The sequence below is a fragment of the Nonomuraea sp. NPDC052129 genome, from assembly GCF_040680095.1.
GTDB lineage: Bacteria > Actinomycetota > Actinomycetes > Streptosporangiales > Streptosporangiaceae > Nonomuraea.
In genome coordinates, this window is sequence record NZ_JBFAVX010000048.1 from 1 (window position 1) to 25,385 (window position 25,385).

The 25,385-nt window shown below is 71.3% G+C and carries 20 protein-coding genes; 9 read left to right on the forward strand and 11 right to left on the reverse strand.

From position 1 onward, the window contains the following. Positions 1-157 precede the first annotated feature (157 nt). The 3 genes from AB0L53_RS54240 to AB0L53_RS54250 all read left to right on the forward strand — a co-directional run bounded on the left by AB0L53_RS54240 (position 158) and on the right by AB0L53_RS54250 (position 1,267). On the forward strand, positions 158-406 hold the full coding sequence (locus AB0L53_RS54240) for a hypothetical protein (protein WP_364013278.1): 249 nt from the start codon (positions 158-160) through the stop codon (positions 404-406). Positions 407-473: 67 nt separating this feature from the next. Beyond that, positions 474-635 (forward strand): hypothetical protein, encoded by a 162-nt coding sequence (locus tag AB0L53_RS54245; RefSeq protein WP_364013420.1) that lies wholly within the window; start codon positions 474-476, stop codon positions 633-635. Further along, entirely contained in the window at positions 632-1,267 is a 636-nt protein-coding gene (locus AB0L53_RS54250; RefSeq protein WP_364013417.1) for a transposase, read from the forward strand. The genes AB0L53_RS54245 and AB0L53_RS54250 overlap by 4 nt, the downstream gene beginning before the upstream one ends. Here AB0L53_RS54250 and AB0L53_RS54255 read toward each other — a convergent pair. The 6 genes from AB0L53_RS54255 to fxsT all read right to left on the reverse strand — a co-directional run bounded on the left by AB0L53_RS54255 (position 1,155) and on the right by fxsT (position 10,500). After that, complete coding sequence (locus AB0L53_RS54255) at positions 1,155-2,165, reverse strand: hypothetical protein (RefSeq protein WP_364013281.1); 1,011 nt, start codon at positions 2,163-2,165, stop codon at positions 1,155-1,157. The genes AB0L53_RS54250 and AB0L53_RS54255 overlap by 113 nt on opposite strands. Positions 2,166-2,386: 221 nt before the next feature. Then, positions 2,387-4,045 carry a protein kinase gene (locus tag AB0L53_RS54260; protein ID WP_364013284.1) on the reverse strand — a complete coding sequence of 553 codons (1,659 nt, stop codon included), beginning with the start codon at positions 4,043-4,045 and terminating at the stop codon, positions 2,387-2,389. Between the two features lie 176 nt (positions 4,046-4,221). After that, a complete protein-coding gene (locus AB0L53_RS54265; RefSeq protein ID WP_364013287.1) occupies positions 4,222-5,334 on the reverse strand; it encodes an FAD-dependent oxidoreductase in 1,113 nt (370 codons plus the stop codon). Positions 5,335-5,574: 240 nt separating this feature from the next. Beyond that, positions 5,575-7,050: a S8 family serine peptidase gene (locus AB0L53_RS54270; RefSeq protein WP_364013290.1), complete on the reverse strand. Its 1,476-nt coding sequence runs from the start codon at positions 7,048-7,050 to the stop codon at positions 5,575-5,577. 27 nt (positions 7,051-7,077) lie between these two features. Further along, positions 7,078-7,338 carry a hypothetical protein gene (locus AB0L53_RS54275; protein ID WP_364013292.1) on the reverse strand — a complete coding sequence of 87 codons (261 nt, stop codon included), beginning with the start codon at positions 7,336-7,338 and terminating at the stop codon, positions 7,078-7,080. Between the two features lie 120 nt (positions 7,339-7,458). Beyond that, a complete protein-coding gene (gene fxsT / locus AB0L53_RS54280; RefSeq protein WP_364013295.1) occupies positions 7,459-10,500 on the reverse strand; it encodes an FxSxx-COOH system tetratricopeptide repeat protein in 3,042 nt (1,013 codons plus the stop codon). An 85-nt stretch (positions 10,501-10,585) separates the two neighbouring features. Here fxsT and AB0L53_RS54285 point away from each other — a divergent pair, with 85 nt between their 5' ends. Continuing rightward, positions 10,586-12,610, forward strand: coding sequence for an alpha-amylase family glycosyl hydrolase (locus AB0L53_RS54285; RefSeq protein ID WP_364013298.1), 2,025 nt, complete (start codon positions 10,586-10,588; stop codon positions 12,608-12,610). Positions 12,611-12,636: 26 nt separating this feature from the next. Here the strand turns inward: AB0L53_RS54285 and AB0L53_RS54290 are convergent, their stop codons facing one another. Further along, positions 12,637-14,442 carry a GMC oxidoreductase gene (locus tag AB0L53_RS54290; RefSeq protein ID WP_364013300.1) on the reverse strand — a complete coding sequence of 602 codons (1,806 nt, stop codon included), beginning with the start codon at positions 14,440-14,442 and terminating at the stop codon, positions 12,637-12,639. A 118-nt stretch (positions 14,443-14,560) separates the two neighbouring features. Between AB0L53_RS54290 and AB0L53_RS54295 the strand changes: the two genes are divergently transcribed. Continuing rightward, positions 14,561-17,083 (forward strand): AAA family ATPase, encoded by a 2,523-nt coding sequence (locus tag AB0L53_RS54295; RefSeq protein WP_364013303.1) that lies wholly within the window; start codon positions 14,561-14,563, stop codon positions 17,081-17,083. A 24-nt stretch (positions 17,084-17,107) separates the two neighbouring features. Here the strand turns inward: AB0L53_RS54295 and AB0L53_RS54300 are convergent, their stop codons facing one another. Together AB0L53_RS54300 and AB0L53_RS54305 are read right to left on the reverse strand one after the other, a co-directional pair. Further along, positions 17,108-17,974: an SMP-30/gluconolactonase/LRE family protein gene (locus AB0L53_RS54300; RefSeq protein WP_364013306.1), complete on the reverse strand. Its 867-nt coding sequence runs from the start codon at positions 17,972-17,974 to the stop codon at positions 17,108-17,110. Between the two features lie 41 nt (positions 17,975-18,015). Next, on the reverse strand, positions 18,016-18,492 hold the full coding sequence (locus AB0L53_RS54305) for an MBL fold metallo-hydrolase (RefSeq protein ID WP_364013309.1): 477 nt from the start codon (positions 18,490-18,492) through the stop codon (positions 18,016-18,018). Here AB0L53_RS54305 and AB0L53_RS54310 point away from each other — a divergent pair. Next, positions 18,460-18,921: a MerR family transcriptional regulator gene (locus AB0L53_RS54310; RefSeq protein WP_364013312.1), complete on the forward strand. Its 462-nt coding sequence runs from the start codon at positions 18,460-18,462 to the stop codon at positions 18,919-18,921. The two genes, AB0L53_RS54305 and AB0L53_RS54310, sit on opposite strands and share 33 nt — an antisense overlap. A 25-nt stretch (positions 18,922-18,946) precedes the next feature. On the opposite strand, the gene AB0L53_RS54315 is transcribed toward AB0L53_RS54310, so the two are convergent. After that, positions 18,947-19,591 (reverse strand): HNH endonuclease family protein, encoded by a 645-nt coding sequence (locus tag AB0L53_RS54315; protein WP_364013315.1) that lies wholly within the window; start codon positions 19,589-19,591, stop codon positions 18,947-18,949. 115 nt (positions 19,592-19,706) lie between these two features. On the opposite strand from AB0L53_RS54315, the gene AB0L53_RS54320 reads away from it, so the two are divergent. The 3 genes from AB0L53_RS54320 (at position 19,707) to AB0L53_RS54330 (ending at position 23,052) form a co-directional block, all read left to right on the forward strand. Continuing rightward, entirely contained in the window at positions 19,707-20,330 is a 624-nt protein-coding gene (locus AB0L53_RS54320) for a TetR/AcrR family transcriptional regulator (protein ID WP_358182471.1), read from the forward strand. A 13-nt stretch (positions 20,331-20,343) separates the two neighbouring features. Continuing rightward, positions 20,344-21,780: an aspartate aminotransferase family protein gene (locus tag AB0L53_RS54325; RefSeq protein ID WP_364013318.1), complete on the forward strand. Its 1,437-nt coding sequence runs from the start codon at positions 20,344-20,346 to the stop codon at positions 21,778-21,780. A 132-nt stretch (positions 21,781-21,912) separates the two neighbouring features. Further along, positions 21,913-23,052 carry a monooxygenase gene (locus AB0L53_RS54330; RefSeq protein ID WP_364013321.1) on the forward strand — a complete coding sequence of 380 codons (1,140 nt, stop codon included), beginning with the start codon at positions 21,913-21,915 and terminating at the stop codon, positions 23,050-23,052. Between the two features lie 105 nt (positions 23,053-23,157). Here the strand turns inward: AB0L53_RS54330 and AB0L53_RS54335 are convergent, their stop codons facing one another. Beyond that, the gene (locus AB0L53_RS54335) at positions 23,158-25,224 is read right to left on the reverse strand and encodes a carbohydrate-binding protein (RefSeq protein ID WP_364013324.1); all 2,067 of its coding nucleotides are present in this window, start codon (positions 25,222-25,224) and stop codon (positions 23,158-23,160) included. Positions 25,225-25,385 lie beyond the last annotated feature (161 nt).

Here is a 25,385-nt window from a genome sequence, read left to right on the forward strand (position 1 = left end):
GACATGATCGTGTTTTCCCCCGAGATGGTGAATGATCTTTACAGACTTCCGTCTACGTTCGGTGATCATTTCCACACCTAGAGTGATACCCCCGGCAGCCAGGCGGAGAAGACTCGCGCTGCGGCTGCGCAGGCCAAGGTTCGACCGGGTATAGACGATGGACCGGATCGGCCTGGGGGCCGCGGCGCTCGTGAACGCCAGCGATTGCGCCTCGCCGGGGTGCCGATGTCGCGGCCGGAAACCGTCATATCCGACGGACCTGACCGATGCCGAATGGGCGGTGCTGGAAAGTGAGGCGCGGGCGGTGATGGCCGAGCTGGTCGCAGTCACCGGCAGGCCGATGGTGCATGATTTGCGAGCGGTGCTCGACGCGGTCACCTATATGACCCGGTACGGGATCGAGTAGCGGGCTCTGCCAGTGGACTTCCCGCCGCATGAGGCGGTGTACGCGTTCTTCCTGCGCTGGTCCCGGCGTGGCCTGCCCGAACGACTCGCCGGGCGGGTTACGCGGCCGTCTGCGGGTCATGGCCGGACGCGGCGAGTTGCCGACAGCCGGGCGCATCGACTCCCAGACGGTCAAGGCGGCCGAGACCGTCGCGGCCGCGGCCTGCGGTTTTGGCGGGGACAGAAGCTGAAGGGGCAGAAACGGCGTATCGCCGTCACCATCGTCAAGCGCTCCGACGACCTGCGCGGCTTCGTCATCCTGCCCCGCAGGTGGGTGGCAGAACGAACATTCGCCTGGTTGACCCGCTACCGCCGGCTCGTACGGATCTACGAACGCAAACCCGAACACCACGAAGCCATGATCTGGTGGGCCAGGGTGCACCAGATGACCCGCGAACTGGCAGGCCAACCGCCCCCTGGCCGCTGGAGCGACCCGCCCCCGCTTCCGAACCTGTCCAGTCCCGGCCGACGGCAGGGTCCTGCAACTCCTGGCCGCCGAGCCCTGGCGAGCCTGGAAAGGGTCGAACTGGCCGCCATCCTCGGAATCGAGAACATCAACAGCTTCCGCATCCAACTGTCCCAATGGTCCCACCAGGGTTACATCAACAAGATCGGACCAGCCCTCTACAGCCCCATGCCCACAAGGTCTAAAGCCTTTGCCAGCAGGCTCTTAAAGATCAAAGAATCGTCTACTCGGACGGCTATAACCGTCAGTACACCGAAATGTGCGGGTGGTCGTAGTGGTTGGCCGTGGTGCCGCCGCGGTCTGACATCGTGCGCCAGGCGCCGGTCCTGGCGTGCCAGATCCGCTGGCGGTAGATGATGTACATGATGCCCAGCCGCTTGGAGTTCTTGATCGCCCAGGCGGCGATCTCGTTGCCGCGTGCCACCTCCGCGGCCGTCGGCATCGAGCCGCCGCGACTCAGCATGAAGTCGCACGCCCTCCCGAGCGGGTGCTCGCCGCCGTCCTGGATCGCCCGGTAGCAACCGATTCCATTGGGTACGGCGAAGCGCTCCTTCACGAGGGTCTTGACCAGGCGCATCCGGGGAGTGATGTTGTCGGAGCCTCCGGGGAGCTGCGGGACCCAGGTGCCGTCCGACCGCCGGACCCCGGGAGCCTGGTAGAGCTTGTCGATCTTGTCTTTGATCTTCTTGATCAGCTGCTCGGCCTTGTCCTTGCGTTTGCCGAGGTCCGCGACCTGGTCGCCGAGTTCCTTGGCGCGGGCGGCCGCCTCCCCTTCGGCCTGCTTGCGGTCGTCCCTGACCTTGGCGAAGCCGGCCAGCCTGGCGCTCTGCTGGTCGACCAGGTGGTTGGAGAGCGCGAGGCGGCTCATGAGCGCGGAGGGATCCTCGTTCGCCGAGAGCATGGTGGCGGGGCTCGGGGGGCCGCCGTTGGTGTACTGGGCGACGGCCATCAGCCTGAGCTCGGCCGACTCTCGGTCGTAGACCTCCTGGGCGGCGGCCAGCTTGTCCTGGGCGGCCTTCTCCGCCTTCTCGGCCTTCTGATGGGCGATGCGGCCGTTGTAGTACTCGGTGATCAGCTTGTCCGACTGCTTCCCCAGGGCGGCCAGCTCCTTCTTGAGCTGCTTGATCGTCGGCTTGGGGGCCGCGTGCGCGGGCGTGGCCAGACTCGCTAACAGGAACACCGCTGTGATCATCGCGGTGAGCGCTTTGGTGAGGATCGGACGGCGCCGCCGGTCGGCGGGGCATGCAACCGCCACACTTCTCCTTCGCCCGAACTGCGGGGCCCAGAAGTACGCCCCCTATCCGAGGCTAGATAGTAGGGGATCACCTGTATCGGTCGGCAAATCAGCAAATTTTGGTATGGGCGAAATGTCCGACGGATGGGGGGCAAGCGGGCGCTTGGGCGGGCTCCGCGGTACAGCGGTCTCCGTAGTACAGCGGTCTCCGCGGACGCCTCGCTGCCGGCGGGCGGCGCGGATCACGGCTTGTCGATGTCCGGCGGAGGACAGGACGACGTGTGCGAGGAGCGGGCCCGCCTGGCTCTGCGGACGGCCCAGTGGCGGCCGAGCAGCGCGGAACCGGGGACCAGTACGGAGCCGAGCAGGCCGCTCCCGAGCCCGAGACCGAGACCGAGGTCGACGTCGAGCAGGCCGTCCTTGCCCTTGAGCACGGGTACGTCGATCGACACCTTGACCGACACCGAGACCAGCGGCCCGGCGGCCTTGGTCGGAGCGGGGGCCTGGGTGTCCGGGGGGCTGGTGGTGGCCGGGCGGGCGGACGGCTTGGGCTCGCTAGTGGCGGGCTTCGTCGTCGACGCCTGCTTGGTGGGCGGCTGGGTGGTCGGTTTGGAAGTGGCGGGTGCAGAGGTGGCTGGGCGCGTGGTCCGCGTCGGCTCCGGCCCGCGGGTGGGCTCCTGCGAGCGGGTACGGATGGGCTCCTGCGAATGGGTGCCGGTGGGCTCGGTCTGGTCCCCGGTGACCACTGGGTCCGCGGCGTCGGTGGTGGGCGGGGGGCTGGCGAGGTCGCTGGGCACCGGGGTGAGGATGGACGGCTCCGCCGTACCGGATGGCGTGGGGATCAGGGCCGACTCGGCGGGCGCGCTGACCGGCGGGAGCCCGGCGAGGCGCTCCGGCGGCGCGTCGTTCCAGATCACGAACGCCGACGCCACCGCGGCGGCGGTCGCGACCACCAGGCCGCCCGTCACCGCGACCTTGGTCACCGGCGCGAGCGCGCTGCTGAACAGGCTCGTGCCGCCGTTCCCCGACGTGGGCAGCGGCCGCGACAGAGGTAGCAAAGAGGTCAGCGGGATGGTCAGCAGGCCGAGCCTGGCGCGGCCGCGTACCTCCCAGCCGGTGCCGTAGGCGGTGTCGGCGACCTCTTCCAGCTCCGCCAGGAACGCCTCGGCCGACTCCGGCCGTTCGGCGGGGTCCTTGGCCAGGCCGTGCCCGACCAGTGCCCGCATCGGCTCCTCGATGTCCGCCAGCGGGGGTTCGGCGTGCTGGTGCTGGTAGGCGAGGGCGGCGAAGTTGTCCGCGATGAACGGCCGGTGCCCGGACAGGCACTCGAAGAACACCACGGCCGCCGCGTACACATCCGACGCCGACCCCGCCGGGGCGTCCGCCCACTGCTCGGGGGCCATGTAGGAGGGGGTTCCTGCGAGTGGGGCGTTCTCGCCGGTGTGGGCGGCGACGCCGAAGTCGACGAGCTTGCTCTGGCCGTCCTGGGAGACGATCACGTTCTCGGGCTTGAAGTCACGGTGTACGACGCCGTGCCGGTGCGCCTCGGCCAGCCCGAGCAGGGCACCCTTCAGTACGGCCAGCGCCGCCTCGGGGCCGGTGGCGCCCGCGTGCTGTAACAGGCGGCGCAGGGTGATGCCGTCCACCAGCTCCATCACGATGCAGGCGTCGTCGTGGCCTTCGACGTAATCGAGCAGGCGGGCCGTGTGCGGGCTGTCGAGCTCGCGGATCAGCCCGGCCTCGGCGCGGAAGCGTTCGACGAACAGCTCGTCGTCGCGTAATCGCGCGGCGAGGTGCTTGATCGCCACGGGCGTCCCGTCGGACGTCCGTAAAGCGAGCATCACCCGTCCGGTCCCGCCGTGTCCGAGTTCCCGAATTTCGGTGTAGCCGGGAACATCCATCGGGGGGACCTCCAGAGACGGATAAAGATCCTTTCACCCGACGCTATCCCGTGCTAACACCCCGTGTCGAGAGTGCTACCGGGCCTCTGCCTCAATCGGTATTTTTACTACTTCTCATAGTAGATCAGGCAGCTGGAATGGAGGGGGCGCGGCGAGGAGGCGGGGACGTCAGTAGGTCAGGCGGCCGGAACGGAAGGGGCCTGGGCGAGGAGGCGGCGGATGTTCCGGGCGGCGGTGCGGCCCGCGCGGTTGGCGCCGATCGTGCTCGCCGAAGGGCCGTAGCCGACGAGTTGCAGGCGCGGCTCGGCGATCACCTCGGTGCCGTCCACCCTGATCCCGCCCCCTGGCTCGCGCAGCCGCAGTGGGGCGAGGTGGTCGAGTGCCGAGCGGAAGCCGGTGGCCCAGATGATCGTGTCCGCTTCCACGTACCGTCCGTCATCCCAGCTCACCCCGCCGGCGGTGATGCGGCCGAACATCGGCAGCCGCTCCAGCGCCCCCTTGGCCAGCGCCTCCCGGACGACCGGCGTGTACCCGAGCCCGGTCACGGCGACCACGCTCTGCGGCGGCAGCCCGGCGCGTACCCGCGCCTCGACCAGGGCGACGGCGTCGCGGCGCGCGTCCTCGCCGAAGTCGTCCAGCGGGCGGAACACGGGCTGTCGGCGGGTGACCCAGAGGGTGCTCGCGGCGACGCCGGCGATCTCGGAGAGCACGTGCGCGGCCGAGGTCCCGCCGCCCACGACGACCACCCGCCGCCCGGCGAACTCCTCCGGCCCCCGGTACGCCGCGTAGTGCAGCTGACGGCCGCGGAAGGAACGCGCGCCCGGATAGTACGGCCAGTACGGGCGGGTCCAGGTGCCGGTGGCGTTGACCACGGCCCGCGCCGCCCACTCCCCCGCCCCGGAGGTGACGAGGAGCCGCCCGCCCTCCCCCGGCGCCACGGCCGTCACCTTGACCGGCCGTAGCACGGCGAGCCCAAGCTCCCGTTCGTAGTCCGCGAAGTACTCGGGGACGACCACGGCGGCGGGCCGCAGCCCATCGGCCCCGGACAGATCAGCACGACCAGCCCCAGGAAGATCAGCTCGACCAACTCCCGGCAGCCGCACACCGGGAAGGTCGAAGATGCCGTGCACCTTGTCCATGGTCAGCGACGGCGACCGGTGCCGCCATGCCCCGCCCGGCCCGTCGCCCGCGTCCAGCACCAGCGGCTCGAAGCCGAACCGGCGCAGGAAGTACGCGCTCGACAGCCCGGCCTGCCCGGCCCCGATCACCACGACGTCGATCTCGTCCACGTACGGATGCAACCGGCGAACCCCCGGCGCTCTTCCCGGGACGAGCGCAGCGTCCCGGGAAGAGCGATCGGGGCCGCGGCGGCCGCCCCCGCGTCACCGCCGCGGCCCCCGCCGGTCGAACCCCGCCACTCGGCAGGGCCGCCCGGCAGTCATTGGGCCCGTCAGACCGTCGACCCATCAGACGGCCAGCCCGTCAGAGAGCCGACCCGTCAGACCGTCGATCCATCAGGGGTCGGCCCGTCAGACGGGCGGTGGGACGGTGTGCAGGCTGCGTGGCGTGACCGAGCGCGCCAGCCGGTACGCCGCCGCGGCGTCCACGAGCCCCGCCCCGGTCGCCCCGTCGAAGCCCTCCCCCGCAAGTTCCCCCGTCCCGCTCTTGCCGTCGACGACGTCCCGCGCCGAGGCCCTGAGCAGCGCCTTCACCAGGTCGGGCGACAACCCCGGCTGGACCTGCTTCAGCAGCGCGCACACCCCGGCGATCTGCGGCGCGGCGGCGCTGGTGCCGCTGATCACGCTCCAGCCGTCGTCGGGCGCGGTGCCGTCCTTGACGGGGTAGCCGGGACCGGCCAGGGAGGAGTCGATGATGTCGCCGGGCTCGGTCGGCAGCATGATGTAGAGCGCCCTGGGCTGCCGTCCGACCAGCCCGCAGACGTCGGGCACGTGCCGGCCCGGATAGATGAGGCTGTCGAAGCTGCTCGCATAGTCGGACGCCTCCATCTTGAACTCCCCGTTGACCTGCGTCTCCTCCACGTACACGCCGCCCGCGGCGATGACGTCGGGCATCATCGCGGGGAAGGAGATGTGGCCGTTGCCCGCGGAGAAGCAGACGGTGATGCCGCGCACCCGTACGGCCTCCAGCACCGCTAACTCCAGCGGCCGCAGGAAGTTGGGCAGCCCGGTGAGCCCGTTGAGGTCGTAGCCCCAGCTGTTGGTCAAGACAGCGGGCGACAGGTCGGCGGCGGTCTTGAACGCGAGCGTGGCGTTGCCGCCCATCTTCACGCCGACGAAGTCCACGTCACGCGCGCAGGCGAAGATGTTGGCCGCCTCGGCCGTGCCGTGGCCGTACTCGTCGTGGTCCACGCGGGCGGCGTCCGGCGCGAGGGTGGCGTTGTAGTTGTAGCCGTGATGCGGATAGAAGGGATGTTTGTAGAAGCCCGTGTCGACCATGGCTACGAACACCCCCCGGCCGGTCACCCCCCGCTCGTGCACGTGGCAGGCGCGCAGGAGGAGCCCGACGTCGTCCGGCACGCGCAGGTGGTGATAGGACACCCTGGGCGGCAGCGGCGAGCCGTAGAACTGGGGCGGCGCCTGCGGGTAGGCCCGTTCGACCAGCGGTTCCAGGTCGGCGGGCAGCGTGAACGGGACCCCGGACACATGCGACAGATAGGAGACCTCGTCGCCCGGCTCGGCCGCCACGTCGGCCGGCGCGCCGCGCAGGGTGTGCGGCCTGACGGCCACGCGGGTGTTGAACGTCTCCTCCCACAGCCGGCGCGGGCCCTCCGCGCTGATGGAGAACGTCCCGACATGCCGGACGACGAACCCTCTGCGCTGCAGCGCGAGCGCGGTCTGCGCGGCCCGGTCCGGCGGTGGCCTGAGGTCGTCCAGACCCGCCGCCTGTACGGCCGACGACTCGGCGAACATGGAGGCCCGGCCCGGCGGTCGCACCACTGCCTCGAAGTGGACGGTGGACTCGCGGCGTTCGATGATCGTGGTCATGCTTCCCCCTCGGGGCATGTCAGTGGGTCAGTGCAGGTCGGGAGGCCCGGCGAGATGGATCCCTGTGACAAGTCCCCGCAGTTCGCGGGGGATGGCGGGCTCAGGCAGGCCGAACGTCCGCTCCCAGACCTCTTCCGGTGCGCTCACGCTGATCGTCGGGCCGAGGTGCAGAACGCGCAGGCCGAGCCGGCGCAACACGGCCGACGCCTGGTGCCGTCGTCCCGGCACCGGCTCCACCTCTGCGGAGATGACCCGGTGCCCCGGGGACGCGTCCGTGAAATCCGGCATGTCCCCAGAGTCGGGTCCGTGAGCTAATCCGGCCTCAGGTGACGGCTGAGGGCTAACCCTCAATGCTGAAAGCTGACAACGCTGAAAGCTGACAATGCTGAAAGCTGACAATGCTGAAAGCTAACCCTGAATGGGGCTCCTGCCACGGGCCAGAATCCGCTCGGCCCTCGCCCGGCAGGCGTCGGCCGACTCCTGCTCCACCAGCACCTCGTACGCCTCCGCGAGGTCGAGCAGGGTGCCCGCGACGTCGGGATGGCCACTCCCCAGCACGCGCTCGGTGCCCGTGAGCGCGCTGCGCAGCAGGTCCCGCGCCTCGGCGGCCCGGCCGTCGGCCAGCATGGCCTGACCCAGCCGGCGCACGCCGAGGTGGACGTGGGCATGGTCGTCGCCGTAGGCGTTCCTGAACACCTGGATCGCCCGCTCCTGGTGGTCCCTGGCCAGCTTCGGCTCGCCGGTGTCCAGGTAGACCAGGCCGAGGTTGGTCAGCGGCATGCCGACCTCGCCGTGGCCGGGGCCGTAGCAGAACTCCAGTATCGACAGCGCCCGCTCGTGGCTGACCCTGGCCTCCTCGAAGTGGCCCGACAGGCGCAGCGCGTACCCGAGCTTGTCGAGCGTATGGCCGACCTCGGGGTGCTCGTCGCCGTACACGGCGGTGAGCATGGACGCGGCCTGCTCCTGCAGCTTGACGGCCCGCTGCGGGCGGCCGGTGTCCTGGACTATCAGCCCCAGCCCGGACAGGGTGTGCGCGACGTCCGGGTGGTCGGGGCCGAGGATCGTCCGCGCGGTGGCCAGCGCCTTGGTCAGCCATTCCTGGCCGGCGCGCAGGTCGCCCGCCGTCCACGCGGCGAAGCCCAGCTCCCGGCTGACGCGGGCGATCTCCCTGCGGTCCGGCTCCTGCCGGGCGGTCAGGATGGCCAGGGCGCGTTCGAGGGTACGCCTGGCCTCGGGCAGGCGGCGCTGGCAGACCAGCACGTTGCCGAGGCGTCGCAGGACCCGCGCCACGGCCGGGTCGTCGCCGCCCAGGGCGCGTTCGGCCAGCACCAACGCCTGTTCCTGGGCGGCGCGGGCGCCGTTGACGTCGCCGGTGAGCTCCAGCAGGTTGCCGTGGTCGGACAGCACGGCCGCCAGGTCGGCGTCGGCGCCCGGCTGGCGCCTGACCAGCCGCAGCGCCAGCTCGAACAGCTCCTGCGCCCGCTCGAACGCCGCCCGTACCGTGAGGTAGTGCCCGGAGCCGCAGAGCATGCGCGGCAGGCCGGGCACGGCGATGTCCGCGCCGTCGGCCTCCTGGCCGAGGTGGATGACGTCGGGGATGACGCTGTCCCAAGTGCGCCAGGTGGTGGGGTTCTCGGCGTCGGCGGGCACGACCGAGCTCAGGATCCTGACGGCGCAGGTCACCCAGGTACGCCGCTCTTCGTCGGGCAGCCTGGCCCAGACCGCCGCCTTGACGAGCGGATGCATGCGCAGCCGTCCCCTGTCCCGCTCGACGAGCGAGTGGCGCAGCAGGTGGGCGATGGCGTCCTGCAGGGCCAGCTCATCCTCGACCGCGTCCCTGAGCGCGGGCGGCAGGACCTCGGGCATGGAGTCCAGCAGGTCGAGCGAGACGCCGCCGGGGCCCAGCGTCGCGCACAGGTGCAGCAGCTCGATGGCGACCGGCGATGCCCGCGCGACCCGCTCGAAGGCGAGCTGCCAGACCGTGGCGAACGCCTTGTCGCGGGTCAGCAACTGGTCCGCGCGGCGGCGGAACAGGTCGCCGTACTCATCCAGCTTCATGCCGGTCTGCTCGCTGTAGGCGGCGGCCTGCTCCAGCGCGAAGGGCAGGTCACCGAGCTGTTCGGCCAGCGTCCAGGCACCGCTGGTCCTGGCCACGCGGGTGGACAGGAAATCGACTGACTCGGCCCGGGAGAAGGAGCCCACGCGCACGCCCACGGCCAGCTGGCCCCAGGCGGGGTTGCGCGAGGTCACGATGACGTGCCCGGCCCGCAGGGACGACAGGAACGCCTCGATCAGCGTGCCGTCCTCGACATCGTCGAGGATGAGCAGCCAGCGGTCCATCCCGGCCAGGCGCTCGCTCAGCGCGGCGAGGATCTCGCCCCGGTCGGCCTGCTGACGTACACCAAGACGCAGCGCCAGCTCCGCCAGCACGCTCCAGAAGGCGACCGGCTCGGCGGCCGGCGCCTCCCAGACCACGTCGTAGTCGGCGGCGTGCCGGTGCGCGTACTCCAGGGCGATCTGCGTCTTGCCGGTGCCGCCGAGCCCGTGCAGCGCCACCACCCGGGGCGGCGGGCGCGTCGTCGGCTCGGTCAGCGCGCCCTCGATCTCGGCCAGGATCGTCTGGCGGCCGGAGAACACGTGGTTGCGCGAGGGCAGGTTGATGATCCGCCGCGGCGGCGCGTCCTGGCGCGGCGGCGGGGCGGGGCTGCCGTCGAGTCCCGGATCGTGCAGCAGGATCGCCTGGTGGGTGGCCTGGAGCGCCGGGGCGGGGTCCACGCCGAGCTCCTCGGCCAGGATCCGGCGGACCCGGTCGTAGACGTTCAGCGCGTCACCCTGCCGCCCGCACCGGTAGAGCGAGCGCATGAGCTGGGCGACGGACCGCTCGCGCAGCGGATGCTCACTGACGCGCTGCTCCAGCCGCGGCAGCGCCTCGGCGTGCCGTCCCAGGGCCAGCTCGGCGTCGGTCCTGCCCTCCTCGGCGCTGAAGCGTAACTCCTCGAGCCTGATGGCGTCGCACTGCGCCCACGGCTCGGTGGCGAACTCCGTCAGCGCCGGACCGCGCCACAACTCCAGCGCCTGGCTGTACAGCGCCACGGCCCCCGCCCAGTCCTGCTGGGCCAGCGCGCGGGCGCCCTGCTCGACCAGCCGCTCGAAGCGGAAGGCGTCCACCTTGTCCGGCTCGACGACGACGCGGTAGCCGGAGCCGTAGGACTGCAGGATGTCGGCGCCGTTCAGCGCCTTGCGCAGGCGTGACACGTGCGCGTGCAGCGCGCTGAGGGCGCTCTTGGGCGGTGTCCCGCTCCAGACGTACTCGATGAGCTGGTCAGAACTGAGGACCTCACCCTGGTGGAGGAGGAGGACTGCGAGAATGGCCATCCGCTGCGGTCCGCCGAGCGCGACGGAGTCGCCCTCGATCAGGACGTCGAACGTGCCCAGAATCCGGATGTCCACGCCTCTCCTCTCCTCTTGCCTGCGACTGTAACCCGGTTCAGATTGGGCAGACAGGCAGGAATACACAGCCAAGGAGCCCGGCGCCATGGCGAACATCGACGAGATCATCGGCCAAGCCCCGCCCCGAAGCATTTGGGAGGCCGTCTGGCCCCAGCGTGAGAGCTATCACCCGTCGCCGTTCGACTGGCGGGACGAGGTCATCTATTTCCTGCTGCCCGACAGGTTCAGCGACGGCCGCGAGCACGGGCGCGAGCTCGTCGACCGGGCCCGGCCGGCGAACTCCCGCCCGGCCGGGTGGATGTGGAACCAGTGGGCGGCCTCCGGCCGGGACCGCTTCCAGGGCGGCACCCTGCGGGGGGTCATCTCCAAGCTCGGCTACCTGCGCGACCTCGGCGTGACCGCGCTGTGGATCGCGCCGGTGTGGAAGCAGCGGCCCGTCACGACCGTGGACGGCGTCCCCGCGCCGGACGACCCCCACGGCTACTCCATCCAGCACTTCCTGGATGTCGACCGCAGATTCGGTACCCGCGAGGACCTGGTGGAGCTGGTCGGCAAGGCCCACGAGCACGGCATCCGCGTCATCCTCGACATCCTCATCAACCACACCGGCGAGAACTGGGACTATGACCTCGGCACCCCGGGCTCCCCCCAGTACGTGGTCCGCCCACCGTACGCCGGCCGGGACGGGAAGCTGCCGTTCGGCGCCTGGCGTGACGGCACCGGGGGGCGCCTGCCGCACGGCAGCGCGCCCACCGAGCCCGACCACGGCGTGTGGCCGAGCGAGCTGCACGACCCCGACGCCTACACCAGGGCGGGCGGCGACGGGCTCGGCTGGGGCCAGGGCGGCGACGACGAGCCGGACGCGCCCTACCGGCGGGCCGACTGGTTCAGCCGGGACCTCGACCAGTCCAAAGAGCTGCAGACGCTCATCCGAATCTGGACCTACTGGATGGCGCTCACCGACTTCGACGGCGTACGCATCGACACGCTCAAGCACGTGCCGCCGCGCGACGCCACGCTGTTCTGCGGGGCGCTGAGGGAGTTCGCCGACGGGCTGGGGAAGGCGAACTTCCTCATCGTGGGAGAGGTCGGCGGCGGCGACACGATCGAGGAGCGCTATCTGGACCTGATCGGGCGCAACCTGAGCGCCGTCCTGGAGACCGGCGAGACGCGGCGGCTCCTGCGCGATGTCGCGCTCGGCCGGGAGGGCTTTCCCTTCCCCGACGCCGTCGAGGAGTTCTTCCGCAGGTTCGCCACCCAGGGGGTCTCTCATCGCTCTCTCGGTTCCGTCTACGTCTCGATGGTGGACGATCACGACGATCTGTCGATCGATCCCCAGCTCCGGTTCGGCGCGCTGACGCCACCGGGCCACAGTGAGCCCGATCCCCGCCAGGTCACGGTCGGGGTGGCGCTGCTGCTGTACTCGCTGGGCATCCCGTGCCTCTACTACGGCATCGAGCAGGGGCTGACGGGCCCGGAGGAGAGCGAGCGGGGGTGGCTCATGGGCGAGGGCTGGGGCCGCCGCGAGCTGTCGGGGGATCGGTATCTGAGGGAGGCCATGTTCGGGCCGGAGCATCCGCGCAAGGCGGGCGCCGCCGGGCGGCCCGCCGACGGCGAGTCGCCGACCGCGGCGCACCTGTTCGACACGGAGTTGCCGGGGTTCGGCCCATACGGCACCACGAGCCACCACGTCTTCGACCAGGACAACGAGGTCTACCAGCGGGTCAGGATGCTGCTGGCCGCGCGGACGGCCCACCGGGCGCTGCGGGCCGGGCGGCAGTACCTGCGCAGGCTCGGCCGGGCCGACGGCGGCTACGCGCTCCCCCGGCCCGGCGACGTACTGTGCTGGTCGCGCGTACTGGCCGGGACCGAGGTGGTCTGCGTGGTCAACCCGAGCCTGACCGAGACGCGCGGCGCCCTCGTCGAGATCGACGGCGCCCTCAACGCCCGCACACAGGGGCTCACCGTGGTCGCCAACACGGCCGAGATCGGCGGGGTGACGAAGCACCCGCTCAGGTCGGCCGTGACCGTGCTGCCCGGCCCGGGTGCCTCGCGCCACATCGAGCTGCAGGATCTGCCTCCCGCGTCCGCGCTGGTCCTGACGAACTAGCCCGCGTTCGTCAACTCCAGCACTGATCAACCAGAAAGGTGGTCCGCCAACCGCATCGCCAAGGCCGTGAGCGTCAGCGAGGGGTTCGCGGCCGGCGATGTCGGGAAGACCGACAGGTCGCAGACGTAGAGGTTGTCGTGCCCCCACGCCTTCAGGTCGGGGTCGACCACGCCCATGCCGGGGTCCTCGCTCATCCGCAGCGTTCCGACCTCGTGACCGACCGCCCCGAGATCGGCGGCGAACGGCTCCGAGGCCGCCGGGTCGCCGCCCATGATGCGGATGATCCGGCCGCCGATCTCCCGCACCGCGGCGAGGTAACCGGGGACCTCGACCGGCTTCATCGTGATCACCGGCCGGCCGGTGTCCGGGTCCAGCTCGACGGTGTTGCCGTCGAGCAGCGGCACCGAGGGGAAGAAGACGATCTCGCAGTCCATCCTGGAGACGTCCGCGTGCGCCGGGACGGCGTCCTCGTCCACCCGGTACTGGTTGAGCCCCACACCCATCTCCACCACCACGTTGAGCGGCATCGCGCCGACCGAGCCGCGCAGCAGGATCTTGACCGAGTCGTGCGCGGCGTATCCGGGCGCGTCGCTCGGCAGCGTGAACTTCCAGACGTACGTGGGGTGGTCGGTGATCCCCTTGCCGACCCACTCGTTGTCGACCCGCGCCCGGCGGGCCAGCACGGCGCTGCCCACGGTGCCGGCCGCCATGATCACCCGCCCGCCGTCCGCCACGCGGAACACCCGGTCCTTCCCGGCGATCAGGTCGCGGGCGCGCACGGCCGCCACCCTGGCCCGGCCGCCCGAGCGGTCCCACTCGAACCCGACGACCTCGTGGTTGAGGTTGACGTGCAGGCTCTTGTTCCAGCCGTCGCGCAGGCGGTCCTCCATCAGTAGCGCCGCCGTCGAGAAGATTCCTGAAGGGATGCCCAGCCGGTGCGCCATCGAGTTCTCGGCCGCCACCTGCACCTCGTGCTGGCGGAAGCGCTTCATCTGGGTGCGGAGCAACTCCTTGATCGTCCTGCGGTAGTCGCTGAGCGTCGGGCGCGTGCCGTGCATCAGGTCGGTGGCCTCGTCGTACCACTCGGTACGCAGCTCCTCTCGGACGCCACGCGGCCACGACTCGAACTCCCGCCCGTCCATCGGCGGGATCAGCGCCCCCCAGAAGACCGACTTGCCGCCCAGGCAGAACGCCTCGGCGACCTGCATCCCGGACGAGCTCGTCCGGTAGCGCGCCGACCGGTACTGGTACCACAGCCCCCAGACGGTCCGGTTGGCCTCCGCGCCGGAGCTCTGCAACCTGGGCATGTTGCCGACGTGGGTCGAGAACAGGTACCCGCCGGCCTCCAGCACGAGGATCTGCGGCATCCTCCCGCCCTTGGCCGCGGCCATCCTCGTCAGCTCATGGGCCAGCACGCCGCCGCCCATGCCGCTGCCGACCAGGATGTAGTCGTACACCGCGGCCTCGTCCAGCTTGGGGGCGAAGTGGCGGCGGGCCGGGAGCGGGTTGGTGACGATGATGTCGTCGCGGGTCGGGAACAGCTCCGACTGGGTGCCGGTCATCGTCTCGATCCGCTGACCCGCCGCGATGTCCGCAGGCCAGGCGGTACGGTTGCCGTCCAGCGCCTCCCACGCCCCGTCACAGTGGAACTTGAACTCCACGGCCGTCCCGGCGGGCGGCCTGTCGAGCTCCACCCGCCACTCGTCCGCACCCTCCACATAGCGGCAGGGCACGCGGGCCCGCCAGCCGTCGAGGCTGCTGAACACCCCCAGCCTCGCGTCGGGACGGATCGCCCCGCCCCTCAGCACGATCGTGAACGTCTCCCCATCCATGCAAGCCCCCCTCGCATGTCGCGCTAAATCTCCCGATGCTGGTATAGCTCGCGCCGCTTAACCTTCGCTTGCAGTCGGCGACAAGGGAGCTGCGAGCGCACAAGAGCACTCTGTGCGCATGCGAGAACGAGAGCTGGAATCACTGACGGACCGCTTCGAGCTGGCCCGCCGGGGTGAGCCGGGGCTGGTCCTGATCCACGGCCCCGCCGGCATCGGGAAGAGCACCCTGCTGCGCCGGTTCCTGGCCACCCTGGACGACCAGGCGCACGTGATCGCCGCCGACGCCGTGGAGAGCGAGTCGGTCCTGCCGTACGGCGTGCTCACCAGGATCGCCGGTCTGCAGCCCGCGGACCCGTTCGAGGCGGGGGCCCGGCTCCGCGACCGGCTCGACGAGCTGCAGGAGGCGCGGCCGGTGGTGATCGCCGTCGACGACGCGCACTGGGCCGACTCCGTCTCGCTCACCGCGCTCGCGTTCGCCTGGCGACGGCTGCGGCCCGCCCGCGTCCTGGCCGTGCTGACCAGCCCGGACCCCTACCAGCCCGCCTCACTCCAGCCGCTGCTCACCCGAGAGATGTCGGTACGGCTGGCGCTGACCGGCATCGGCGCCCGGCAGGTGCGCGCGCTGACCCACCTGCCCCTGACCGAGCAGGCGGCCGGGCGGCTGTGTGAGCACACGGGCGGCAACCCCCGGCACATCCTGCAGGTCCTGGAGGAGACGGACCTCGACGAGCTGGCCGACCCGCAGATCCCGCTGCCGGTGCCGGGGCAGCACGCCCGCGACGCCCTGGCCCGGCTGGCCTGGTGCAGCGAGCCCGCCCGGTCGTTGGTCGAGGCGGCGGCGGTCCTGGCCTGCGACATCGCGCCGGGCGGCACCGGCCGGACGGTGGGCGAGGTTTCGCTCGGTGCGGCCGCCAAGCTGGCGGGCGTCGGGGCGCCGCTCTCAGCACTGGAGGAGGCGCTGGGGGCCGGGCTGCTCGTGGAGCGGCCGACAGGTGCCGGGATCCTGATCCGCTTCTCGTACCCGCTGCTCAAGGGGGCGGTCTATCAGCACATGGGCCCCACCAAGCGGCTACGGCTGCACGCCGCGGCGGCGACGCTGACCGAGGACGAGACCACCCGGCTGGAGCACCTGCTGCGAGCCGCCGAACGTCCCGGCCCGGAACTCGTGCGGGACATCGCGGCGGCCGGGCGACGCAGGGCCGCGGCGGGCGACTGGGGGCAGGCGGCGCGGCTGCTCGCGCAGGCGGCCCGGCTGGACCGGGAGCCGGGCGCCGACGCCGTCGAGGCCCTCCTGTTCGACGGCCGCCCGGCCGAGGCCCACGCTCTGGCGGTACGGCTCGGCGCCAACGAGCCGACCACCCGGACAGGCACCTCCCCCACGACCTCCCCGACTGCCCTCAGGGTCGACACGGCGGACGGTCGTTTCGCGCGAGGGGTGCTGGCTCACTACGCCGGCTGTACCGATGAAGCGGTGGCGGCGCTGGTGGAGGCGCGGGAGCGGTGCACGCGGTCCGCGCTGCTCGCCAGGATCGACGCTTGGGGCTGCCGCCCCGAGCCAGGCGACTACCTGCGGCTGATGCGTCACTCCGGCGGGCTGGGGGGCTCGCCACCGGCCAGGCTGCTCACCGCTGTGATGGGCAGCCTGGCCGACTTCCAGCAGGGGCGCTGGGACGAGGCCGCGGCCCTGGGGCAGCTCGCCGCCGCGGTCGCCGACGAGCTCGGCCCCTGCTGGATGTCGGCGCACGCCCACGCGGTGGCGTCTCTCGTGCCCGCCGCCAGGGGCGACTGGCAGCGCGCCGGACAGCACGCCGAGGCGGCCCGGCGGCTGGCCAGGGACGCGACGGCGCCGGTGGCGGTCATCGGCCCCGCGTACGCCGCGGCCCACCTGGCCGCCGCCCGGAATCGGCCGGACGAGGTGATCGCCCTGCTGACACCGCTACTCGACCTGGTCACCGCGCCCGCGTCCGCCTCACCCGACCGGACCGCGAACGTCTCGCCCAACCGGACCGCGTCCGCCCAGCCCGACGCGACGGCCTCTCCCCAGCTTGGTCTGCCCGACGCAACGAACCAGGCCGAGCGCGGGCTGCTGCCGTGGTGCGATCTGCTGTTGGACGCGCTCATCACGGAGGGCGACCTGCGCCGGGCCGGTGACGTACCGGCCGCCTCTCCCGGTGTCCTGGCTCGGCTGCTGGCGGCGGGGCACGAGACCGAGGCGGCCAGGGTGGCGTTCGAGGCGGCGTGCGCGGAGACCGGGGAGCCGTTCGACCGGGCCAGGACCCTGCTGGCGTACGGCTCGTTCCTGCGCAGGCTCGGCCGCCGGGCCGCGGCGGCCGAACAGCTCAAGGAGGCGCTGCGGGAGCTGGAACGCCTGGAGGCGGTGCCCTACGCGCAACGCTGCGAGATCGAGCTGGCGGCGTGCGGGCAGCAGCACGCGATCTCCCCCCTCGGCCTGACGCCGCAGCAGGACACCGTGGCCCAGCTGGTGGCCACCGGGCTGACCAACCGGCAGATCGCCCGCGAGCTGCTGCTGAGCGTCAAGACGGTCGAGTATCACATCAGCCAGGTGTACGCCCGCCTGGGCGTGTCGTCCCGCGTCGCCCTGGCCAACGGCGTCCGCGCCCGCGCGGGCTCGTCAAGCTGAGGAGTCGTCGCGCAGGGAGTCCGTTCAGAGCGCGCACTGCAGGACGGGGCGGCCGCGCACACCCGGCTCGGCGGCGAAGAGCGCGCCCGCGGCCGGCTGTTCCACCCGGTCGACGTCGAGGGCCGAGGTGGTGATGAACAGCTGGTCGAGGTTGTCTCCGCCGAAGGCGACCGCGGTGACCTTGCGTACCGGGAGCCGGACGACGGCCTCGAGACGGCCCTCCGGGCTGTAGCGGTGTACGGCGGCGCCGCCCCACAGCGCCACCCACACGCCGCCCTCGGAGTCGACCGTGAGCCCGTCGGGGGCGCCGTCGGCCGGGTCCACGACCGCGAACGGCCGCCGCCCGGTGAGCCCGCTCTCCCGGTCGTAGTCCAGCACGTCGACCCGCCCCGTGGTCGTGTCGGCGTAGTAGGCGAGGTCGCCGGCCGGGCTGAAGTCCAGGCCGTTGGAGATCGTGACCTCCGGCAGCACCACGCGCAGCCCACCACCGGCCTCGGCCACGTAGAGGGAGCCGCGGCCCGGGGTCTCGTCGTAGGCCATGCTGCCGATGTAGAAGCGGCCGTCGGGGTCGCAGCCGCCGTCGTTCATGCGTACCGACGAATCGCTCCACGCCTCGCCGAGCGAGCGCAGCGGCGCGTCCAGCTCGTCGGAGTCGGCCAGCAGCAGCTCCCGCTCGGCCGCGACCACATAGCCCGCGCCGGCGGCGCGCGGGCGGATCGTCGCCGCGACCGCGCCGACGTGGCGGCGGCCGACCGAGCCGTCCGGATCGAGTGCCAGCACGTCGCCGGCCATCATGTCGACGAACCGGAGGCCGCCCCAGCGAGCGGACCACACGGGGCCCTCCCCGTGCTCGGCGACGGGTGCGGTCACGGTGTACGCGGCGATGGTCATGCCGATCTCCTCCAGCTGGTCTCAGACCTCCCCATTGTCGATCACGAACGGCTGACCGCCGGGTAGGTCCACCTCTGGCCCGTCGGCAGGTTCACCACGTCGGGTCCCTCCGCACGGGCGTCCGCCAGGGACTTGGCCTCGATACCGGTGCCGTTGCGGCGGATCACGCGGGCGAGCAGGTCGTCGTCACCGTGGGCGTCGTGCACGGGAACCAGTACGCGCGCCCCCAGGGCGCTGCTCCCGGCCACGGCCTGCTCGGGCCCCATGACGATCGGCGGCCCGACGAACGCCCGCAGCCCGTTGACCGGCAGCAGCGCCAGGTCGACCGACGGGTGTTCGGCCCGATAGCGCTCCAGGAGCGACACGTCGCGGATCTCGCCGCCGAAGAAGACGCGGAGCCCGCCGCTGCTGAGCACGTACGCGTTGTGGCGCCACAGGAGGGTGCGGCCGGCGGGGGTCGCCTCGATCGAGAGCTCCTCGGTGGGATGGCCGCTCCGCCCCCATTCGAGGTGTTCCACCTGCCGGAAGCCGAGGTCCCGCGCCTGGCGGGCCAGCCCACGCACGTGCTGCGGCACTGGGAGAGCGCCGGGCTGCTGGACCCGGCCAGGCACGAGAGCGGCCACCGCCGCTACGGCCCGGCCGACCTGCGGCGCGTGGCCATGATCTTGCTGGGCAAGGAGGCCGGCTTGGGCCTGGGCGCGTTGCGCGAGGTGCTCGGCTCGCCCGACCCCATGGACCATGCCGACCTGCTCAAGGGGCATCTCGCCGTACTGGAGCAGCGCATCGCGCAGGCGCGGGCGGCGAAGGAGCTGATCGAGCACGCGCTGGCGTGCCCGCTGCGCTTCGACGAATGCCCGCACGCCCGCGAGCAGATCGAGGCCCGCATTCCGGCACGCGGGCCCGCTCCATCAGCCGGGCCCGCACCTGGTGGCGGTGCTCCTGGGTGAACATCGCCCGACCCCACCTCGGTGATCAGGGCGAGCAGGTGCCGAGCATCTCGTTCAGCGCGGCCTTCTCCGCCTTCGTGATCCGCAGCGCGTAGTGCCGCTTGACGGTGATCCACGACCGGGCGTACGTACACCAATAGCCGATGACCGGGGGCCGCCAGGTGATCGGCGTGCTGCCGCCCTTGTCGATGTTGGCGGTGGCGCTGACGGTGACCAGTTCGGGGCGGATCAGGTCGTTGGCGAAGGCGTGCCGCTGGGCGTCGGTCCAGGTGTCGGCGCCCGAACGCCAGGCGTTGGCCAGGGGGACGAGGTGGTCGACGTCGATGTTCGCCTCGCTGGTGAGCAGCTTGCCGTCGTAGCGGCTGTACCAGGTGCCGGCCAGGACACGGCAGGACGCGTCGCGCCGGACGGCCTGTCCGTCACGGTTCAGGACGATCTCTCGGGTGTCGCACGCGCCCCGCTGTGGGGCCCATTCGGGCATGAAGCGGGTGTGGCTGTAGCCGTGGAGTGTGCCCCTCTCTCCGACGGTCAGGCCGTCGAGCGCCGTACGGGCTTCGGTCACCGAGATCGGGACGGGCATCGTGCGCGCGGTCGCGGCGGCGCCGGCCGGCGGGACGAGCAGGAGAGTCGCGAGGAAGGGGACCACGAACCGCCCTGAGAAGATGGTCATGGATTACCAGTAACAGCCACCTCAAAGGAATGTCACGAGAAGTAATTGAGATAGCACCTAAAGTGACTCCATCAAATGATTGACGGAGCGGCGGAGGCCGAATTAGTTTCGTTCCATGAGAGACAGTGACCAGGTCACCGTGATCATGAAAGTCGCGACACAGCTCTTCGCGGCACTCGGCTTCGACGGCACCTCCACCAGGCAGATCGCCGACGCGGCGGGCCTGAACATCGCCACCGTCAACTACCACGTCGGCGGCAAGCGGGAGCTCTACCTCGCCGTGATGGAGCGCGCCCACCAAGCCGAGCGCGCCGCCCTGGAGGGGGCGCTGGGCCGCCTGGGCGGCGACGACCCGGTCACCGGGATTCACCGGCTGATCGACGACTACCTGGACTTCTGCGTGGTCCATCCCGAGGTGCCCGCGCTGTGGATGCACCGCTGGCTCTCCGACGCCAGCGACCTCACCGAGCTCGAACGCCACTATGTCCAGCCGCTGGTGGTGATGGTGACCGACGCCCTGCGTCCCTCGGTGGCGGCCGGGGTGATCGACCGCGCGGTCGACCTGGAGTACGCCATGTGGTCGGTGATCTGGTGCGTGCACGGGTTCGCCAAGGGCGGCGTGCTGGACGAGGAGGGCCACCGCAGGGGCGGGAGCGACACGGTGGCGCTGCGCCGCTTCCGCGCCCACCTTCACCTGACCGTGCACCGCATGCTCGGGCTACCCGGCGAAACCCCGTGACCACGGCGGCGCCATGATACGAGGAGAGCGTGTCAACCTGCCCGACACCGGGAGGACCGCCGACGAACTGCTGGCCGAGATGGCCCGGCTCAAGGAGCACGATCTGCCGGTCAGGGGCGGCCAGGTGACCGCCTATGTCTACGACAGCGGCCGGGACGGCGTTCACGAGGCGGCGGCCCGCGCCTACGCGGAGATGCTGGAGGTCAACTGCCTCGACCCGACGGCGTTCCCCAGCGTGGTGGAGATGGAGAGGCAGGTCGTCGGCGCCGTCGCCGACCTGCTGGGCGGCGGCCACGGCATCTTCACCAGCGGCGGCACCGAGTCGATCATGCTGGCGGTGAAGGCCGCCCGCGACGCGGCCGGGCGCGACCGGCCCAACCTGGTGCTCCCCGTCACCGCCCATCCGGCCTTCCACAAGGCGGCGCACTACCTCGGGCTCGAGGTCAGGCCGGTGCCGGTCGATCCGGCCACGTTCAAGGCCGGCGCGCGGGCGGTGGCGGCGGCGATGGACGACGACACCGTCCTGGTCGTCGCCTCGGCGCCGTCGTACCCCCAGGGCGTGATCGACCCGGTCGAGGAGATCGCAGCCGTGGCCGCCGCCGCGGGAGTCGGCTGCCATGTGGACGCGTGCGTGGGCGGGTGGCTGCTGCCGTGGCTGCGGGCGGCCGGCGCGGCGATCCCGCCGTTCGACCTGTCGGTGCCCGGGGTCACCTCGCTCTCCTGTGACCTGCACAAGTTCGGGTACGCCCCGAAGGGCGCCTCGGTCGTGCTGTTCGCCGACCCGGCCACGCGCCGAAAGGCGTACTTCGCCTCGGCCGCCTGGCCCGGCTACACCGTCATCAACGCCACCGTGCAGAGCTCCAGGTCGGCCGGGTCGCTCGGCGGGGCGTGGGCCACGCTCCAGGCTCTGGGCCGCGACGGTTACCTGGCCCTGGGCCGGACCACGCTGGAGGCGACGGCCAGGTTACGCGCGGGCATCGCGGCGATCCCGGGGCTGCGGGTGCTGGGCGATCCGGAGAGCTCGCTGGTGGCGTTCACCTCGCCGGAGCTCGACGTGTTCGTCCTGGCCGACGAGGCGCGGCGGCGCGGCTGGTACCTCCAGCCGCAGCTGTCGTACGCGGGCATCCCGGCCAACCTGCACATCACGGTCACCGGGGTGACGCTCTCGGGGATCGAGGCGCTGCTGAAGGTCATCGGCGAGTCGGCGGCGGCCGCCCGGACCCGCGGCCCGGCCGTACTCCCCGACGGGCTGATCGACCTGGTCGTGGACCTGGACCTGGAGGCGCTGGACGACGCGGCCTTCGCCGAGCTGGCCGCGGCGGTCGGGGTGGACCTTCGGCCCGGCGCGGGACAGCCGGAGATGGCACTGGTCAACGCGGTCCTGGACGCGCTGCCCGCGCCCCGGCGGGAGGCGGTGCTGGTGCGCTTCCTGTCAGTGATCTACAGCTGACAGGTGGCGATCTACAACTAACGTTGCAGTCCCGTGCATTCGGGAGGCGGACGTCGGCCGTCATTCCAAGGAAGGACACGGAACGTCCTCCGGAAGGATGTCCCGCGCCGGGTCACGCGGGACCGTGGAAACATGATTCGACTAGCCCGTATCGCCGCCTCGTGCGCCGTGGTCGCCCTGCTCGCCTCGTGCGGGACGGCCACCACGGCCACCCCGGCGGCCCACCCGAGCCACGCCGGGGGACATGGGGCCAAGGTCGCGCCGGTGGCCGCCCCCTTACGCGACGGCGAGCGGTTCGAGTCCCTGACGATGGCGGAGCCCTACACGCCGCACGCCCCCAACGGCGGCACCGACGACTACCGGTGTTTCATCATCGACCCCGAACTGACGAAGCAGGCGTTCCTGACCGGAGCCCAGTTCCAGCCGCAGAACGCCGACATCGTGCACCACGCGATCTTCTTCCGGGTCGACCCCCGGCAGGCCGCCAAGGCGAAGACGCTCGACGACAGCACCCCCGGTCAGGGCTGGACGTGCTTCGGTGACGCCGGCGTGGACGACGCCTCCTGGGTGGCGCACTGGGCGCCGGGGACCAACGAGACGCTGCTGGACTCGCGCTACGGCTACGCGTTGCCGCCGGGCAGCAAGCTCATCATGCAGATCCACTACAACACGCTGAACGTGGAAGGCACCCCCGGGTCCGACAAGTCGGGCATCCGGCTGCGGCTCACCGACAAGACCCTGGAGCCGTTGGAGACCGCGCTGCTCCCGGGGCCGGTGGAGCTGCCGTGCACGCCGCAGGAGTCCGGCGCGCTGTGCGACCGGGCCGCCGCCGTCAAGGACGTGGCGCGCAGGTTCGGGCCGGGATCGGAGGAGCAGGTCGACCAGCTGGCGAAGATGTGCGGGCCGCTCAAGCCGGGGCCGACGCAGCACTGCGACCGGCCTGTCCCGGGGCCCATCACGCTGCACGCGATGGCCGGGCACATGCACCTGCTCGGGCGCTCCATCAAGGTCGAGCTCAACCCCGGCACGCCCAAGGCGCAGACGCTGCTGAACGTCCCGAACTACGACTTCGACGACCAGGCGCTCCGCGTGCTGGCCAAGCCGGTCACCCTCAAGAAGGGTGACATGCTGCGGGTGACCTGCACGCATGACGCCGGGTTGCGCGCGCAGCTGCCGCAGTTGCGCAAGGTGCGACCGCGCTATGTGGTCTGGGGTGAGGGGACCAGCGACGAGATGTGCCTGGGCCTCGCCATCTGGTCGAAAGCCAAATAACGCAGGGCGCACGCACACCGCCAGGCCGGTGTGCGTGCGCCCGTGGTCGGGTCAGCCGAGCATGACGTGATCCAGGCCGGGGGGCCGCCGCCCGCGGCCGGGGCGTCAGCCCAGCGTGACCCGGTCCAGGTTGGGGCCGCCGCCCTCGGTCGTGGCCGTGAGACGGATCGTGTTGGCCCCTGCCTGGAGGTCTACCGTGACCGTGCCGTCCGCCCAGGTGTCCCAGTTCGCGGTGGCGGGGAACGACCGGGTGGTCACCGCCGTGCCGTTCACCGCGACCTCCATCGGCCGGTCCACCGCCGTCCCGTTGGCGTACCGGATCGTCAGGGGCGTCGAACCCGCGGCGGCGGCGTTGACGGCGAACTCGACGTAGGAACCCACGAGGTTGTCGTAGTTCACGAAGCCGGTCCCGGTGAAGCCGGTGTGGTTGGACTCGGCCACACCCTGCGAGATCGTCGCGCTCTCCGCCTGGTAATCGGTGCCGGGCGGGGTGGCGGCCGAGACGTCGATGTAGTCCGCGTTCGGGCCGCCGTTCGCGGTAGTGGCCGTCGCGCGGATGGTGTTGGCCCCGGCGGTCAGCGGCAGCGTGAACGTGGCCGTCGCCCAGGTGTCCCAGTCGCCGGTACTGGGGAAGTCACGGGTCAGCGTGGTGCCGTTGGCGGTGATGGTCATCGGGCGGTTGACCGTCGTGCCGTTGGCGTACCTGAGGGTGACGTTGGCGTTGCCGGCCGCGGTGGCGTTGACGGTGTACTCGACGTACGAGCCGACGACGTTGTCGTAGTTGACGAAGCCGGTGCCCGAGTAGCCCGCGTGGTTGGACTCGACGACGCCCTGCGAGATCGTCGCGTTCTCCGCCTCGTAGTGGGGGGTCACGGTGGTGGGCCGGGCGCGGATGAGGCGGGTCTCACCGGGGCGCAGCGTGGCGCTGTAGGAGGAGGCGACGGTGCCTTCTGAGCCGCCGGACCACAGGTTCGTGACCTCGGCCGGGCCGGTGAAGCCCACTTGCGACCAGGTGACGCTGACGGTGGAGTTGCCGGACGTACCGGTGTTGTAGAGCGCCACGATGTAGTCGCCGTTCGACTCCCGTTTACGCCACACCTGGTTGACACCACTGTTCACAACCCGGCTGGCCGCGACGCCGTCCTGGTCGACGGCGATGAGCCGGTCGTTGGTCAGCATGGCCAGGTCGGTCGAGGTGAGCGCGGTCAGGTCGGTGCCGAGCAGCAGTGGGCTGGAGATCATGGCCCAGTGCGTCATGTGTGTACGCCGCTGGTCGGCGGTGAGGCCGACCTGGTCGCCGTTGCCGACCTCCAGGGAGTCGTAGTCGTTCCAGCCGCCGGGACCGGCGTACTGCTGCCAGCTGGCGGCCGAGGTGAACCGGCTGGACACGTGCGACCAGTCGGTGAGGGGGAACCCGCTCCCGTTCGCACCGGGACCGCAGTAGCACTCGACGTCGCCCTGGGTACGCCAGCTGTTGGCCAGCCGCTTCCACGTGGTGGCCTGGGCGATGGGCAGGTTGTTGGACAGCGCGAAGTTGATCGGCCGGCCGGTCTGGCGCAGCGCCTTGTCCCAGGCTTCGACGTCGGCGACCGTCGTCGCGTCCACGCCGTCGATCTTCAGGTAGTCGACGCCCCACGAGGCCATCTGGTTCGCCCAGGAGTTGATGAACAGCTGCGCGCCGGGGTGGGAGTAGTTCAGCCGGTACATGTTCTTGCAGTTGTAGTTCTTGTGCGTCTGGGAGGTGTCGGCGATGTCCTGCGCGTGGTACGAGGTGCCCTCGACGGGCTTGTTGGCGGTGACGGCGTTCTTGGCGATGCCGGGCGTGACGTAGAAGCCGAACTTCAGGCCTTTGGCGTGCACGTAGTCGGCCAGCGCCTTGATCCCGCCGGGGAACTTGGCGGTGTCGACGGCCCACCGCCCGAAGCCGTCGACCTGGAAGCCGTTGGAGTCGCACTTCTGGTAGAAGTCGTCGAGGTTGACGTAGACGTAGCCGTGCGCGGCCAGGCCGCTGCTGACCAGAGCGTCGGCCTGGGCCTTCATCTTGGTCTCATCGGGCCAGCGCCGCACGAAGCTCCAGCTGCTCCACCCCATGGCGGGCCTGATCGACAGGCCGTTGTCGGACGCGGCCGCGGGCTGAAGGCCCACGAACAGGCCCGCTAAGAGCACCGCCACCGCCGTGACTATCCCTCTCCCTCTCACGGGATTCTCTCCTTTGCTCGTACGGCCGGCCCGGTGGGCGCCAAGCGCCGTACGGGGCCGGGGACTGTCCAGGGGAACGCTCCTCCGGTGGAGCCGGCGCGCCGCCGCTACGTGCGCCTTGTGGGCCGTGGCCT